16 protein-coding genes are annotated in these 14,142 nt (G+C 72.2%); 11 read left to right on the forward strand and 5 right to left on the reverse strand.

Annotation, left to right across the window (positions count from 1 at the left end; all coding sequences use genetic code 11):
- The first annotated feature begins 289 nt into the window (after positions 1-289).
- The 5 genes from ACMCNN_RS06560 to ACMCNN_RS06580 all read left to right on the forward strand — a co-directional run bounded on the left by ACMCNN_RS06560 (position 290) and on the right by ACMCNN_RS06580 (position 5,264).
- Positions 290-970, forward strand: coding sequence for a sigma-70 family RNA polymerase sigma factor (locus tag ACMCNN_RS06560; RefSeq protein WP_412745264.1), 681 nt, complete (start codon positions 290-292; stop codon positions 968-970).
- Positions 967-1,740 carry a zf-HC2 domain-containing protein gene (locus ACMCNN_RS06565; protein WP_412745265.1) on the forward strand — a complete coding sequence of 258 codons (774 nt, stop codon included), beginning with the start codon at positions 967-969 and terminating at the stop codon, positions 1,738-1,740. The genes ACMCNN_RS06560 and ACMCNN_RS06565 overlap by 4 nt, the downstream gene beginning before the upstream one ends.
- A gap of 186 nt (positions 1,741-1,926) precedes the next feature.
- Positions 1,927-2,685 (forward strand): hypothetical protein, encoded by a 759-nt coding sequence (locus tag ACMCNN_RS06570; RefSeq protein WP_412745266.1) that lies wholly within the window; start codon positions 1,927-1,929, stop codon positions 2,683-2,685.
- A gap of 372 nt (positions 2,686-3,057) precedes the next feature.
- Positions 3,058-3,726: a DUF4142 domain-containing protein gene (locus ACMCNN_RS06575; RefSeq protein WP_412745267.1), complete on the forward strand. Its 669-nt coding sequence runs from the start codon at positions 3,058-3,060 to the stop codon at positions 3,724-3,726.
- Between the two features lie 95 nt (positions 3,727-3,821).
- Positions 3,822-5,264 carry a Pecanex-like protein 1 gene (locus ACMCNN_RS06580; protein ID WP_412745268.1) on the forward strand — a complete coding sequence of 481 codons (1,443 nt, stop codon included), beginning with the start codon at positions 3,822-3,824 and terminating at the stop codon, positions 5,262-5,264.
- Positions 5,265-5,700: 436 nt separating this feature from the next.
- Here the strand turns inward: ACMCNN_RS06580 and ACMCNN_RS06585 are convergent, their stop codons facing one another.
- The gene (locus tag ACMCNN_RS06585) at positions 5,701-6,450 is read right to left on the reverse strand and encodes a pyrimidine reductase family protein (RefSeq protein ID WP_412745269.1); all 750 of its coding nucleotides are present in this window, start codon (positions 6,448-6,450) and stop codon (positions 5,701-5,703) included.
- On the reverse strand, positions 6,447-6,572 hold the full coding sequence (locus tag ACMCNN_RS06590; protein WP_412745270.1) for a hypothetical protein: 126 nt from the start codon (positions 6,570-6,572) through the stop codon (positions 6,447-6,449). Before ACMCNN_RS06590 ends, ACMCNN_RS06585 begins: the two co-directional genes overlap by 4 nt.
- A 241-nt stretch (positions 6,573-6,813) precedes the next feature.
- Here ACMCNN_RS06590 and ACMCNN_RS06595 point away from each other — a divergent pair, with 241 nt between their 5' ends.
- Together ACMCNN_RS06595 and ACMCNN_RS06600 are read left to right on the forward strand one after the other, a co-directional pair.
- Positions 6,814-7,524 carry an amino acid-binding protein gene (locus ACMCNN_RS06595; protein ID WP_412745271.1) on the forward strand — a complete coding sequence of 237 codons (711 nt, stop codon included), beginning with the start codon at positions 6,814-6,816 and terminating at the stop codon, positions 7,522-7,524.
- Between the two features lie 92 nt (positions 7,525-7,616).
- Positions 7,617-8,642 (forward strand): GNAT family N-acetyltransferase, encoded by a 1,026-nt coding sequence (locus ACMCNN_RS06600; protein ID WP_412745272.1) that lies wholly within the window; start codon positions 7,617-7,619, stop codon positions 8,640-8,642.
- A 3-nt stretch (positions 8,643-8,645) separates the two neighbouring features.
- On the opposite strand, the gene ACMCNN_RS06605 is transcribed toward ACMCNN_RS06600, so the two are convergent.
- Positions 8,646-8,843 carry a hypothetical protein gene (locus ACMCNN_RS06605; protein WP_412745273.1) on the reverse strand — a complete coding sequence of 66 codons (198 nt, stop codon included), beginning with the start codon at positions 8,841-8,843 and terminating at the stop codon, positions 8,646-8,648.
- A complete protein-coding gene (gene bioB / locus ACMCNN_RS06610) occupies positions 8,840-9,835 on the reverse strand; it encodes a biotin synthase BioB (protein ID WP_412745274.1) in 996 nt (331 codons plus the stop codon). Before bioB ends, ACMCNN_RS06605 begins: the two co-directional genes overlap by 4 nt.
- Before the next feature lie 79 nt (positions 9,836-9,914).
- Between bioB and ACMCNN_RS06615 the strand changes: the two genes are divergently transcribed.
- The 4 genes from ACMCNN_RS06615 to ACMCNN_RS06630 are packed head-to-tail and all read left to right on the forward strand — an operon-like array spanning position 9,915 to position 13,461.
- Positions 9,915-11,051 carry an 8-amino-7-oxononanoate synthase gene (locus tag ACMCNN_RS06615; RefSeq protein ID WP_412745275.1) on the forward strand — a complete coding sequence of 379 codons (1,137 nt, stop codon included), beginning with the start codon at positions 9,915-9,917 and terminating at the stop codon, positions 11,049-11,051.
- A gap of 35 nt (positions 11,052-11,086) precedes the next feature.
- Positions 11,087-11,869: a dethiobiotin synthase gene (gene bioD, locus ACMCNN_RS06620; RefSeq protein ID WP_412745276.1), complete on the forward strand. Its 783-nt coding sequence runs from the start codon at positions 11,087-11,089 to the stop codon at positions 11,867-11,869.
- Between the two features lie 60 nt (positions 11,870-11,929).
- A complete protein-coding gene (locus ACMCNN_RS06625; protein WP_412745277.1) occupies positions 11,930-12,682 on the forward strand; it encodes an ROK family protein in 753 nt (250 codons plus the stop codon).
- 50 nt (positions 12,683-12,732) lie between these two features.
- Positions 12,733-13,461, forward strand: a complete 729-nt coding sequence (locus ACMCNN_RS06630; protein WP_412745278.1) for an HAD family hydrolase — start codon at positions 12,733-12,735, stop codon at positions 13,459-13,461.
- Positions 13,462-13,467: 6 nt separating this feature from the next.
- Here ACMCNN_RS06630 and ACMCNN_RS06635 read toward each other — a convergent pair whose 3' ends face one another.
- Entirely contained in the window at positions 13,468-14,112 is a 645-nt protein-coding gene (locus ACMCNN_RS06635) for a class I SAM-dependent methyltransferase (RefSeq protein ID WP_412745279.1), read from the reverse strand.
- Positions 14,113-14,142 lie beyond the last annotated feature (30 nt).

Consider the following 14,142-nt stretch of genomic DNA (forward strand, 5'->3'; position numbering starts at 1 on the left):
TGGCGAGTTTCGTGCGCTACGTGCGTGTGCGAGCACGCTGAGCAGTATTTCTCCACGACCCGGTTGAGCTGAGTATGATTCGCCTGCCCGACTGCACATATCGGTGCAGATGGATGAAAGGTGATCGCTCACCTGCGTCGGTTCTGCCCCCGGAACTCGGAGGAATCTTGACCCCCACAGGCCCCCGCGGCCCAGCGGAACTCCGGGAAATTTTCCCGTCCGCATTGATCCCGGCAGGTGCCCCCACTCGTACTAAGGGCGACGGGGTAAGCACCGGCAGGAGGAATCGATGCATGCGCTGGTTGTCGACCGGCCCCAGACGGACGGGGCGTGCGGGATGACGCAGCAGCGATCCGGTGGCCGGTGGTCGGCTCTCGAGGGAGCCCGCGGGGCGGACAAGGATGGTGGCGTGATTCCACGACAGGCGCCTCGGCACGAGGCGACGTCGACTCCCGCGAACCACGAGGACACCCTGGTCCGGATGCTCTACGAGGAGCACGCGGGTCCGCTGCTGATGTTCGTGCTGCGACTGACCGGCGGGGACCGGCAGCGCGCCGAGGACATCGTGCAGGAGACGCTGCTGCGGGCGTGGCGCAACGCCCACCGGCTCGGCGCCCAGGGGCAGCAGTCCCTGCGGCCGTGGCTGGTGACGGTGGCGCGCCGGATCGCCATCGACGATCACCGCAGCGTGAGCGCCCGGCCACCGGAGACGTACGATCGTGAGCTGGAGAGCTTCCCGAGTACGGCGGACGACACCGACCGGGTGCTCCAGCTGATGACGGTCACCGATGCGCTGAAGACGCTCAGTCAGTCGCACCGGGAGATCCTCGTCGAGACGTATTTCCGCGGCCGGACCGTTCCGGAGGCGGCGGAGGTGCTCGGCCTGCCGCTGGGCACCGCCAAATCGCGCGTGTACTACGCGCTGCGGGCCCTGCGTACGGCTCTGCAGCAGCGGGGGGTGACGGAATGATGCAGGACCAGCACTTCGACGTGGCTGCGTACGCCCTGGGGGTGCTCGACGAGCGCGACGCGGCCCGCTTCGAGGACCACCTCATCGACTGCCCGACCTGCGCGGTCGAGCTGGAGTCGTTCCTGCCGGTCGTGGACGTCCTCTCCGAGGTCGACGCGGACGCCCTGGTCGCCACCGAACAGTCGCGGCGCGACGGCCTCGTGCTCAAGCAGATGATCGGCGAGGTACGCCACGAGCGGCGCCGCGCGAACAGCCGCCGGCTGTACTCGCTGGCCGCCGCGGTCGTGGTCTTCGCGATGCTGTCGATCGGTGCCCTGTTCGCGGGCGCCAAGTGGTTCGCGCCGCAGCAGCCGACAACGCCCGTGGCCCAGCGTGGCCCGAGCCAGCTCGATCCGCTGCCGCTGACCGATGACGGCCCCGGCATCGGCGGCCCCGACCTGACCGGTGAGCGGTTCGGGGGCTCGGACCCGCGCAGCGGGGTGCGGGCGGACGTCGCGTTGGAGAAGAAGGACTGGGGCACCCAGGTGTCGTTCGCTGTCTCCAACATCAAGGGCCCGCGTACCTGCCGCCTGGTGGCGGTCCGGACCGACGGTGGCTCCGAGGTGCTCACCACCTGGACCGTGCCGGAGAAGGGCTGGGGCACGGCGGAGAACCCGAAACCGCTGCTGCTGCAGGCCGTGACGGCCCTGCCGCGCGACGACATCGCACACCTCCAGGTGCAGTCCGTCGACGACAAGGGCGCGGCCGAGACCCTCGTCCGGGTGCCCTGACGCCTCGACCCACGCACTGCCGACCCACGCACTGCCAGCGAACGCCCGGCCGAACGATTCGGCCGGGCGTTCGGTGCATTGAATTCCATCACCGAGTGCGCGGCCATGTGTACGCGCTGCGAGCGGCGGCCGGAGTGGCAAAAATCCTCGAATTGATTGCGCCGATTCTTCAACCGCGCAGCGGCGGTGCGCGTACTACAGCCCGGACACGGACAGACGATCCAGCTGGAGGACGACGTGGTACCGGAGAAGCGGAAGTTGATGGTCGTCGGCGCCGCGCTAGCGGCGGCGTTCGCCCTCGCCGGTTGCGCGCCCGCCGGCTACAACGCGGCCGACTACGGCAACGGCGGCGCCCAGCCCGCCTCGAACGACCTGAACCCGTCGCCTGACACGGACGCGCCGACCGACGACGCCGTCGCCGATGGCAACGACGCGGCCCAGAAGGACGACACCGCGCAGAAGGACGCTCCCGACGTCCCCGAGGACAAGCTCACCACCGAACTGAACGCGACCACGGTGCCCCGCATGGGCCAGGTCGTCGAGGACCAGAACGGCTTCACGCTGTACCGCTTCGACGACGACAAGGTGAAGCCCAAGGTCGTGTCCAACTGCAACGGTGACTGCGCCAAGGTGTGGCCGCCCGCTCTCACCGACGGGAAGCCGCAGCTCAAGGGCGTCGACCCGAAGGATGTCGGCACCATCACCCGGGCGGACGGCAGCAAGCAGATCACCATTGGCAACTGGCCGGTCTACCGCTACATCGGCGACAAGAAGGCCGGTACGTGGAAGGGCCAGAACGTCGGCGGCAAGTGGTTCGTGGTGAAGCCGGACGGCACGAAGAACCTCACCTGCCTGCCCAAGATCTCCAAGCCGGTCGCACCGCCCGCCGATGACGAGGAGCAAGGCGGCGACGCCGGCGGCTCGGGCGCCGACTACAGCTACTGAGCGTCTTTCCGGGGCTGCCATTCGGTGGCCCCGGAAACAATTCCACAATGGCTTGAACACCGGGTGCCGTCCGTTCGGACGACATTCCGGTGCTGGCCGCGAACGTGCAAATCCAGATTAAGCGGTCCCTTAAGTCTTCCGTATTTCCCGCCCGCGGCATTGCTATTGAGCGAGCGGCGCTCCTACGGTTTCCGGCACTGGTCGAACGGCTGCCGGAGCCGCCGATAAACAGATCATCGTCGGAGGTACCAAGACATGATTGCCGCCCGCCCCTCACGCCGGCTTCAGCGCTGGCTTGTGGGCAGTCTCGCCGCGGTGTTGGTGGTTCTCCTGGCTCCGGCCGGAGTGGCCAGGGCAGACGGTGCCACTGACGTGCCCGTGCCGCCGAACACCGGCCTCACGGACCGCGGTGTCGGTAACCTCAGCCCCGCCGACAAGGACTTCGTGGTGAAGGTCCGCCTCGCCGGACTGTGGGAGATTCCGGCCGGCAACATGGCCCAGCAGAAGTCGCAGGACCCGCGGATCCAGAACATCGGCAAGAACATTTCGGCGCAGCACGTGCTGCTCGACCAGCTCGACCGGGACGCGGCCAAGAAGCTGGGCATCGCGCTGCCGAACCAGCCGAACGACGACCAGAAGTTCTGGCTGAACGAGATGAAGAACGCCAACGCCACGACGTTCGACCAGATCTATGTGGACCGCTTGCGTGCCGCGCACGGCAAGATCTTCCCGGCCATCGCGACGATCCGCGCCAGCACCCGCAACGACACGGTCCGCAAGCTGGCGCAGCAGGCCAACCAGTTCGTCATGACGCACATGACCCTGCTGGAGAGCAGCGGCATCGTCGACTACGGCGCGCTGCCCACCGCCCCGGCGCCCGCCGCGGCCCCCGGTAAGGGCCCGGTGCCGGTCGACCCGGGGATGATCCAGGCCGCCAACAGCAGCGCACCGGGCATCAACACCTCCGTGATCCTCCTCGTGCTCGCCGCGGCCCTGGTCGCCGGCGTCATCACCACCATGCGCATCTTCCGAGCGCGGTAATCCGCGAGCGGTTCGACCTGGCCAGCCGACCAGGCCGTACGGCATTACCCCCGGCTGGCTCCACCGCCCGCCACTTGTCCCAGAAAGGTGTCACCATGCGAAGGTCGCAGTACCGGCGCGAATCCCAATGGTCGAAGTGGTTCAGCGGACGGCGTCGCATCGTCGCCGCGGCGGCCACTCTCGTGGCCTTCGGCGGCATTGTGACCGTCACCCAGATCTCCAACGCGAGCACCAACCGCACGACCCAGCGCGCCATGTCCGCCTGCAACAACATCCAGGCTCCGCGGACCACGAAGCTGTCCACCGAGACCAGGCGCGGGACGTACACCACGAACAAGGGTCGGGTGACCCAGCACGCCGACGACGGCGCCGGTGACGTCCCGAGCGTGGACACGCTGCGGGCCCGCTGTCGCCAGTGGGTCATGCAGAACGCCGGCAACCAGCAGCAGAACGGTGGCCAGCAGCAGGGCGGTCAGCAGCAGGGTCAGAACGGCGGCCAGCAGCAGGGCGGTCAGCAGCAGGGTCAGAACGGTGGCCAGCAGCAGGGCGGTCAGCAGCAGGGTCAGAACGGCGGCCAGCAGCAGGGTCAGAACGGCGGCCAGCAGCAGGGTGGCAACAACAACGGCCAGCAGCAGGGTGGCAACAACAACGGCGGCCAGCAGCAGGGCGGCAACAACAACGGCGGCCAGCAGCAGGGCGGCAACAACAACGGCGGCCAGCAGCAGGGCGGCAACAACAACGGCGGCCAGCAGCAGGGCGGCAACAACAACGGCGGCCAGCAGCAGGGCGGCAACAACAATGGCGGGAACAACAACAACGGCCAGACTCCGCCTCCGGGTGCGGGCCTGGGCGTGTTGACGAACTCCTGTGCCACCAGCCAGCTCCCGCCGCACGACGGTTTCCAGAAGGGCGACCGCTGCGTGTCGACCGAGTTCGGTGAGGTCGGCTCGGCGGCCAACAACCCGTCGCTGCTGATCGTGGACGCGCCGCAGCAGGTGCAGGCCGGCCAGGCCTTCAGCCTGAAGGTCAGCACCCGCAACCTGATCCGGGACCGGTTCCTCGCGGCCGGTCAGGGTGGGTACTACGTGGAGAGTTCGGTCCTCCAGGACGGCATCGTCCGGGGTCACTTCCACACCGCCTGCCGGATGCTGCAGGGTACGGACGCCGCGCCCGCGCCGGACCCGGTGCCCGCGTTCTTCGTGGCGACCGAGGACAAGCGCGGTGGTCGGGACGCCGATGTGGTGACGATCAACGTGCCGGGTCTGCCGCAACAGGGCACCGCGCAGTGTGCTTCGTGGGCTGGTGACGGTTCGCACCGGATCCCGATGATGGAGCGCGCCAACCAGACCCCCGCCTTCGACGCGGTCCGCATCGAGGTCGCCGGTGGTGGCAACAACAACGGCGGCAACAACAACGGCGGCCAGCAGCAGAATGGCCAGCAGCAGAACGGCCAGCAGCAGAACGGCCAGCAGCAGAACGGCCAGCAGCAGAACGGCCAGCAGCAGAACGGCCAGCAGCAGCAGCGGCGCCGCAACTAGCAGTACGAGCCCGGAGCCTCGGCCGAAACGGCCGGGAACCGAACCCCAGGGGAGGCGTCATCCCTGCCGATGACGCCTCCACCGGGGGACCCCCCATCGGCGACCCGGCCGGCCGTTCACCCCCCTGACGAACGGCATTTCGGCCACCGGACCGGCTAACGGAAACGGCTGACGAAAGGAGGCGCGGGACCGACCGGACCGGCACCAACAAGCTCCGGCCCTGGGCGACGCGGACCGACATCCGACGCGCCCCATCCGATGGCCCTGACCGGGAGCGCGGTCAGGGCCATCGGCACGCCCGCGAGATGTCGGTCCGGGCCGTCGAAATGCCCGCGAGACGCCAATCAGCGCCGCGGGAGTGCGAGATGTCGGTCCGGGCCGTCGAAATGCCCGCGAGACGTCGGTCAGGGCTCGCGAAAGGCGCGCGCGGTGCCGGTCAGGGGCGGCTGCGGGCGTACCGGAGAAAGAGCATGTCGTCGGCGGACAGGATGCCGCGCAACGACATGGCCCGCGGCGGACCGGGCGGTCCGGCCGCGATGCGGCCGACCGTGCCGCCCACGAGCAGCGGCGACACCGTCAGGCACAGCTCGTCCACCAGATCCGCCGCGGTCAGCGCCCCGAACAGGACCGGGCCGCCCTCGCAGAGCACCTGCGTCGCCCCCCGCGCGTGCAGCGCGGCCAGCCCGGCGGCCAGATCGACCTCGCGCTGCCCGACGGTCACCAGCTCGGCGACCGGGTCGAGCGCGGCCCGCCGCTCCGCGGGCGCGGCGCCGCAGGTGAGGATGATCGGCCGCACCGGCGCGTCGGAGAAGATCTCCTGGGCGGGGTCGAGGTCGAGGGTGCGGGACACGACGACCATCAGCGGGAACTCCGGCAGGCCCTGAGCGCGCCGCCACTCGCGCCGGGCCGGGCTGAGGCGCAGCGCGTCGTACTTCTCCGCGCGGACCGTGCCGGCCGCCACCACGAGCGCGTCGCAGAGCATCCGCAACGTTCCGAAGATCAGCTTGTCGGCCGGGCCGGACAGGCCCGCCGAGAAGCCGTCCACGGCCACCGCGCCGTCGAGGCTGGCGACGAAGTTGACCCGCAGGGTCGGTTCGGGGTTGCGGGGGTACCGCGCGGTCAGCGCGGCCACGTCCAGCGCGGGCGTCTCGGGACCCGGCCAGGCCCGCACGGAAGGGCCGGTCACGGGCCCGGCGGGCCGGTCACCGGCGGGGTGGGTTGCGCCGGGCGGTGCTGGCAGTCGCACCAGGAGCCGCCGCGGCATTCGTCGTGGCGGCGCTCGCGGCAGGCGCGGCAGATCATGTCCATGACTTTATGCGTACGCCGTGCCGCCCGTCAGCGGTGTCCCCGGTGGGGTTCGCACGTTCTGCTGGACGCCCGGCCGGTCCGTCGTGCGACGGGGAGAACATGTCTAGGCTCCTGGGTGGGTATTTCACGGGTCCTTGACGATCGAGCAACGGTCGTGCAACCAGCGTGAAACGCCGATTCGGCAGTCTGATCATCACGGGACGGCCATGCCGTGCCGGTCGGCCAGACGGGAGGGAGCTTCATGTTGCTGCGGGTACGGGTAACCCTGCCGGACCGCCCCGGCGCCCTCGGGCAGGTCGCGCGGACACTCGGCGTCGCCGGGGCGGACATCGTCCAGGTGGTGGTGCTGGAACGGCTCGGCGGCCGCGCCGTCGACGACTTCACCGTGGTTTGGCCGGGCGCCTCCCGGGTGGAGCGCTTGCTGGCCGGCCTCGCCGCGATCCCGGGCGTGCAGGTCGACGGCGTCTGGCGGGCGATCGGCGCGCCGGTCTCCGGCGGGCACGACGCCGAGCTGCTGGCCCAGGTGGCCGCCAACCCGGCCGACGGCCTGGCCACCCTGGTCGACGCCGTGCCGGGGCTGCTGGCCGCCGATTGGGCCGCCGCCGCCGTGGTCCCGGCCGACTGGGCCGCCCGTTCGGGTGGCGAGCCCACGGTCACGTACGCGAGCTGGCGCGCCCCGTCCCCGCTGCACCTGCCCGAGGTGACGCCGCTGCGGGCCCGCCCCCTCACCGGCCCCGACGGCACCCGGTACGCGGTCGCCCCGTTCGGGCGCGCGGGCCTGGTCCTCGTGGTCGCCCGTACGGACGACGAGGAGCTGCCGACTCCCGCGTTCCATGTCATCGAGGTGGACCGTGTCGCCCAGCTGGTCCGCGCGGCCGCCGTCATCCTCGGTGACCACCTGGATCGGGTCGACGCGTCGCCGATCGCGCACGCTGTGATTGACCCCTCATAATTCGCCCAGCTCAGGCAATATCTGGGTAACACCGGCACGAGACGCTTAGGTTTCGGTTCAAGGCGACTCGATCCGGAAGGGGAGTGTCCCGCATGGCGCTGTGGCGGATCCGGGCAACGGTTGACGACCGCCCGGGCTACCTGTCCGTTCTGACCGCGAGTCTCGCGTTGCGGTCGGTCAACATCCTCGCTGTTCACGTGCACACCACCGAGGCGGGAGCGGTCGACGACTTCCTCGTCGACGCTCCCGACACCATGTCGGAATCGGACATGCTGGCCGCGGTCGAGCGCGGACGCGGCCGGGACGTGTTCGTGGCCCGGGCGGAGGCCCAGGGCCTGGCGGACCAGCCCACCCGGGCGCTGGCACTGGCCGGGCGGCTGGTGCACGACCCGGACGCCCTGGGCGAGTCCCTGGTCTCCCTGCTCGACGCGGACGAGGTGCGCTGGCGCCCCGAGCCGGGGGCCGGCCCTGGCTACGACAGCAGCCGGATGACCCTGCTCGACCCGGTCGGCGGGGCGTACGAGCTGCGGCGGCGCGCCCCGGAGTTCACCCCCGCCGAGTACGCGCGCGCCCAGGCGCTGGTCGAGGTGTCCGGCGCCGCGTTGCGCCAGCACGCCGAACACACCACGCTGCTACTGCCCGACGGCGCCGAACTGCTGGTCCGACCGGCCGGGCACGACGACGCCGAGCCCGTACTCGACCTGCACCGGCGAGCCTCGGCCGCCTCGCTGCAACGCCGCTACCTCGGTGGTGCCCCCGCCGACCCGCGGCTGCACCGCCTGCTCGAACCGGCCGGGGGGATCACCCTGCTGGCCGTGGATCTGCACACCGACCGGGTGATCGCCATGGCCAGCCTGCTGGCCGAGGGGGATCTCGGCGAGGTGGCGCTGCTCGTGGAGGACGACTGGCAGCGGCGCGGCATCGGCACGGCTTTGCTGCGGCGCCTGGTGTCGTACGCGCAACGGTCCGGGTTCGCGGCGGTCGTGGCGCACACCGGTGCCGACAACGCGGCGATGCTGCGTACGCTGCGCCGGATCGGGCAGGGCCGGACCGACCGTGACGGGCCGATGACCAGCGTGACGCTGCCTGTCGTGGGCCGGGTGCCGGCCACGGCGTAACAGTCAGGCGTGCCGGGCGCCGTGTTCGACGCAGGTAGCCGTCCACCCGGCCGGGAGGATCTGCACCTTCATCCGGCGGCGGCACTGCGGGCAGAACCGCGGCGGCTCCAGCTCCCGAGCCCGGCGGCACGCGGCGTGGTCGCCGGAGTCGGCGGCCTCGCCGCACCGGTCGCACCACACCGCGGTCACGGCGGCGTTCACAGCGTCGCGGACAGGGCCTTGACCGGCATCTTGAGGTCCTCCAGCAGGGCCAGGTCCTCGGTCGCCGGGCGCCCCAGCGTGGTCAGGTAGTTGCCGACGATCACCGCGTTGATGCCGCCCAGCAGACCCTCGCGCGTACCCAGGTCGCCGAGGGTGATCTCGCGGCCGCCCGCGTACCGCAGGATCGTGCGCGGCATCGCCAGCCGGAACGCGGCGATGGCGCGCAGCGCGTCCTTGCCCTCGACCACCGGACGGTCACCCAGCGGGGTGCCCGGCCGGGGGTTGAGGAAGTTCAGCGGGACCTCGTGCGGGTCCAGCTCGGCCAGCTGCCCCGCGAACTCGGCGCGCTGCTCGACGGACTCGCCGAGGCCGAGGATGCCGCCGCAGCACACCTCCATGCCGGAATCGCGCACCATCCGCAGGGTGTCCCAGCGCTCCTCCCACGTGTGCGTGGTGACCACGTTCGGGAAGTACGACTTGCACGTCTCCAGGTTGTGGTTGTACCGGTGCACACCCATCTCGACCAGGTCGTCGACCTGCTCCTGGGTGAGCATGCCGACGCTGGCCGCGACCTGGATGTCGACCTCGGCCCTGATGGCGGCCACGCCCTCGCGCAGCTGCGCCATCAGCCGTTTGTCCGGCCCGCGCACCGCGGCCACGATGCAGAACTCGGTGGCTCCCGTGGCGGCCGTCTGCTTCGCCGCCTCGACCAGCGCCGGGATGTCCAGCCACACCGCGCGCACCGGGGAGGTGAACAAGCCGGACTGCGAGCAGAAGTGGCAGTCCTCCGGGCAGCCGCCGGTCTTCAGCGACACGATGCCCTCGACCTCGACCTCCGGCCCGCAGTGGCGCATCCGCACCTCGTGCGCGAGCTGCAGCAGCGCCGGCAGATCCTCGTCGGGCAGGCGCAGCACCTGAAGCACATCGGCGGGGTTCAACCCGACGCCGTCCGCCAGCACCCGGGCGCGCGCCCGATCAAGGATCTCTGCCATGCCCGTACCCTACAAGGCCCCGGGCCCCTGATAGTTTCGCCGTCGTCGGTGGTGTGCCCGGCGGAATGTGGGGTTCGGTTTGGCGGCCTGGTTGACGGCGTTGGAGCGCCTGGCCCACAGCCGGGCCAAGGCCGGACTCACTCGCGAGCTGCGGCCCCGCGCGGCCGACGACGACGTCGTCGACCTGGCCGGGAACGACTACCTGGGCCTCGCCCGCCATCCCGAGGTGGTCGCGGCGGCGGCCGCGGCGCTGTCCGCGTACGGGCTGGGGGCCACCGGGTCGCGGCTGGTGCGCGGCTCCACCGAGGCGCACGCCGCACTGGAGCGGGCCCTGGCCGGCTGGCTCGGGGCGGAGCAGGCCCTCGTGTATTCGTCGGGTTACCTGGCCAACCTCGGCGCGGTCCGGGCCCTCGCGGACAAGCACACGCTGGTGGTGTCGGACGCGTACAACCACGCGTCGCTCATCGACGGCTGCCGGATGTCGGGCGCCGAGACGGTGGTGGCGCCGCACGGCGACCCGGACGCCGTCGCCGCGCTGCTCGACGCCGCGGGGAGGCGTCCCACCGTGGTGGTCACCGAGTCGGTGTTCTCGGTGGACGGTGACCTGGCCCCGCTGGCGGCGCTGCACGAGGTGACCTCCGCGCGGGGCGCGCTGCTGCTGGTGGACGACGCGCACGCACTCGGCGTACTCGGGTCGCAGGGCGCGGGCGGGGTCGCCGCCGCGGGTCTCGCCGGTGCCCCGGACGTGGTGGTGACCGCCACGCTGTCCAAGTCGCTCGGCAGCGCGGGCGGGGTGATCGCGGGCCCGCGGCAGCTCGTGCGCCACCTGGTCGACACCGGCCGTACCTTCATCTACGACACCGCGGTGCCGCCCGCGGTGGCCGCCGGAGCGCACGCGGCGCTGCGGATCGCGCGCGACGCGGACGATCGGCGGGCCTTGCTGGCGGCCCGCGCCGACCAGACGGTACGGCGGCTCGGCGCGGCCGGGTTCGCGGTGCGCCGGCCCGCCGGTGCCGTGCTGTCGGTGACCGCGCCGGGCCCCGAGGCGGCGCTCGCCTGGGCCGCGGACTGCCGCGACCGGGGGATCGCGGTGGGCTGTTTCCGGCCACCGTCCACTCCGGACGGCTCGTCCCGATTGCGGCTGACGCTGAGCGCCGGAGTGTCCGACGTGGACTTCGCCCGCGCCCTGGACGTGATCGTGGAGTGCGCACCATGACGCTCGACCCGGCGGAGCCAGCGTCGGAAACGTCCATGGCGGCACCTGTCTCGCCCGCGCCCTCCGCTGCGCCCGCGGCCCGGCCCGCCGAGGCGGGGGAGTGGCGCGGGATCGTGCTCGTCACCGGCACCGACACCGACGTCGGCAAGACGATCGTCACCTGCGCGGTCGCCGCCGCCGCCCAGGCCGCCGGGCTGCGGGTGGCCGTCGTCAAACCCGGCCAGACCGGTACGGTGACCGGCGCACCCACCGACATCGACGTGGTCAACCGGCTCGCCGCCCCGCACACCACACGCACCCTCGCGTCGTACCCGGAGCCCCTCGCCCCACTGGCCGCGGCCAAGGTGGCGTCGATGCCACCCCTGGAGCTGTACGAGGTCGTCGACGCCATCCGGGCCGAGGCCAAGCGGCACGACCTGGTCCTCGTCGAGGGCGCCGGGGGCCTGCTGGTGCCCATGGGAGTACGCCCGTCCGGTGCCCCCTGGACGGTGGCGGACCTGGCCACCGCGCTCGGGGTCAGCACCATCGTGGTGGCCCGTGCGGGCCTGGGCACCCTGAACCACACCGCGCTGACCCTGGAGGCGCTGGAACGCCGGGGCATCCCCGCGGCCGTGGTGCTCGGCGCGTGGCCCGCCGAACCGGAACTGGTGCACTGGGCGAACCTCGGCGAACTGCTGCCGCACCTGGTGGGCGCACTGCCCGACGGGGCGGGCGGGATGGACCCCGGGGTGTTCCGCCGTTCGGCGCCGGGCTGGCTCACCCCGGCCCTGTACGGCGTCCTCGACGACTGGCGCGTCTGGGCCGACGACATCCGCTGAGGGCCGTCGGGCCGACGTGACAGCGGCGCGGGGCGGCGGGTGGTGAGGCACACTCCAGGGGTGGCGTTCACCCTGACGATCGACTGCGGCGGCGGCGGCATCAAGGGCTCCGTGCTGGACGAGGCGGGCACGATGCGCGCCCACCCGGTGCGCGTGCCCACGCCGTACCCGTTGCCGCCCGACGTGTTCGTCAAGACGCTGGTGGATCTCGGCGGTGGGCTGCCGTCGGCGGACCGGGTGACCGTCGGGATGCCCGGCATGCTGCGCCACGGCGTGGTGGTGGCGACACCGCACTACATCACCCGCAGCGGCCCCCGCACGAAGGTGGATCCGGAGCTGGCCGAGGCGTGGCAGGGCTTCGACGCGCGGACCGCGCTGGCCGAGGCGTTCGGGATGCCGACGCTGGTGCTCAACGACGCGGAGGTGCACGGCGCGGGGGTCGTCGCGGGCACCGGGTGCGAACTGATTCTGACCCTGGGTACGGGGCTGGGCTGCGCCCTGTTCGACGGCGGCGCGCTGGCCCCGCACCTGGAGATGTCGCAGGCCCCGGTGCGGTGGGGGATGAGCTACGACACGTACATCGGCGAGCACGAGCGGCGGCGCCTCGGTGACGCGCTCTGGTCCCGCCGGGTCCGCAACGTGGTCGATGGGCTGCGGCCGGTGTTCCGGTGGGACCGGCTGTATCTGGGCGGGGGCAACTCGCGGCTGATCACGCCGACCCAGCTCGCCCGGATGGGCGACGACGTGGTGGTGGTGCCGAACACCGCCGGGATCCTCGGCGGGGTCCGCGCCTGGACGCTCGGGACGGGCTGATCCGGCCGGGGCGGCGGCGCCCGATCGCCCGTACTCGATATGTTGGGGCGATGTTGCCCCGCCCCGACGCCGTGCTGCTCGACTTCGGTGGCGTGCTGGCCGACGCCCCGCCGGGTCCCGCGGCGCCGCCGGGGCTGGTGTTGCGGCTGTACAACCTGATCGGCGCGGCGCTCACGCCGGGCGAGATCAACCGGTCGCTCACGGACGGCGCCGCGGCGTGGGCCCGCTGGCGCGACGAGGACCATCCCGACGAGCTGACCCAGGCGCAGGTCTGGGAGCGGTTCGTGACCGCCGGGTGGCCGCGGCCCGCGCAAGCGCTGGTGCGCCAGTCCGCCGCCCGGCTGTCCTACGAGTGGGCCTACCGGGACGGTTGGGGGCTGCGTGCCGGGGTCGCCGAGTTCCTGACGTCCACCACCCTGCCGCTGGCCGTGGTGAGCAACACCCTGTGCGGGGCCGCGCACCGCGACTTCCTGTCCCGGACGGGGCTCGGCGGCCGGTTCGGGGCGCAGATCTACAGCGACGAGGCCGGGGTGCGTAAGCCCAACCCGGAGATGATCTGGCAGGCCGCGCGGGAGCTGGGCGTTCCGGCCGGGGCGTGCTGGTTCGTCGGTGACAGCCGGCGGCGGGATGTGGCCTGCGCGCGGCGGGCGGAGGCCGGTGCCGCGGTGCTGATGCGCTCGCCGCGTACCGACCGGGAGGATCCGGTGGGCTGGCCGGAGCCGGACGTCACGGTCGGCGACGGGCACGGCCTGCTGGCGCTGGTACGCGGCGCGGCCTGACGCCCGTCAGCGCAACTGCCACACCGTGGTGTGCCGGACCGTGACGGTCTCCAGCTCCGCGGGCACCGGGATGTCGTAGGTGGCGCACCGGGTCAGCGCCTCGGTCGGCAGGTACGCCCGTCCGGGGTCGCCGACCAGCACCAGGGCGCCCCGCCCGACGGCCCGCTGCAGGAACGGCAGGAACCGGGCCGCCATGGCGCGGCTGTAGAAGACGTCCCCGGCCAGGATCACCTCCGCCCGCGCGTACCCGTCGTCGGTGTCGAGCAGGTCCGCCTCGACCGGATCCAGCGCGACCCCGTTCGCGGCCGCGTTGACCGTGGCCGCGGCGACCGACAGCGGATCGATGTCGTTGGCGGCCACCGACCGGGCCCCGGCCCGGGCGGCCGCGATGGCGACGAGCCCGGACCCGGTGGCCATGTCGAGCACCGACCGGCCGTCGACCAGCGCCGGATGATCCAGTACGTGCCGGGCCAGCGCCTGCCCGCCCGCCCAGGCGAACGCCCAGAACGGCGGCGGCTGCTCGACGCCGTCCGCCTCGGTGCGCTCCCAGAGCGCGATCGGCTCGTCGGCCTGGTGCAGGACCAGCTCGGGCACGAACGGTACGGGCGCCAGCCGGGTGTGGGTACGGACGAAATCGGGGGAGGACAGCACGCCACGATTGTCCCCCTTTCCTCAGCTGAC

This window comes from Krasilnikovia sp. MM14-A1004, from assembly GCF_047159485.1.
Taxonomy (GTDB): Bacteria; Actinomycetota; Actinomycetes; order Mycobacteriales; family Micromonosporaceae; genus Actinoplanes.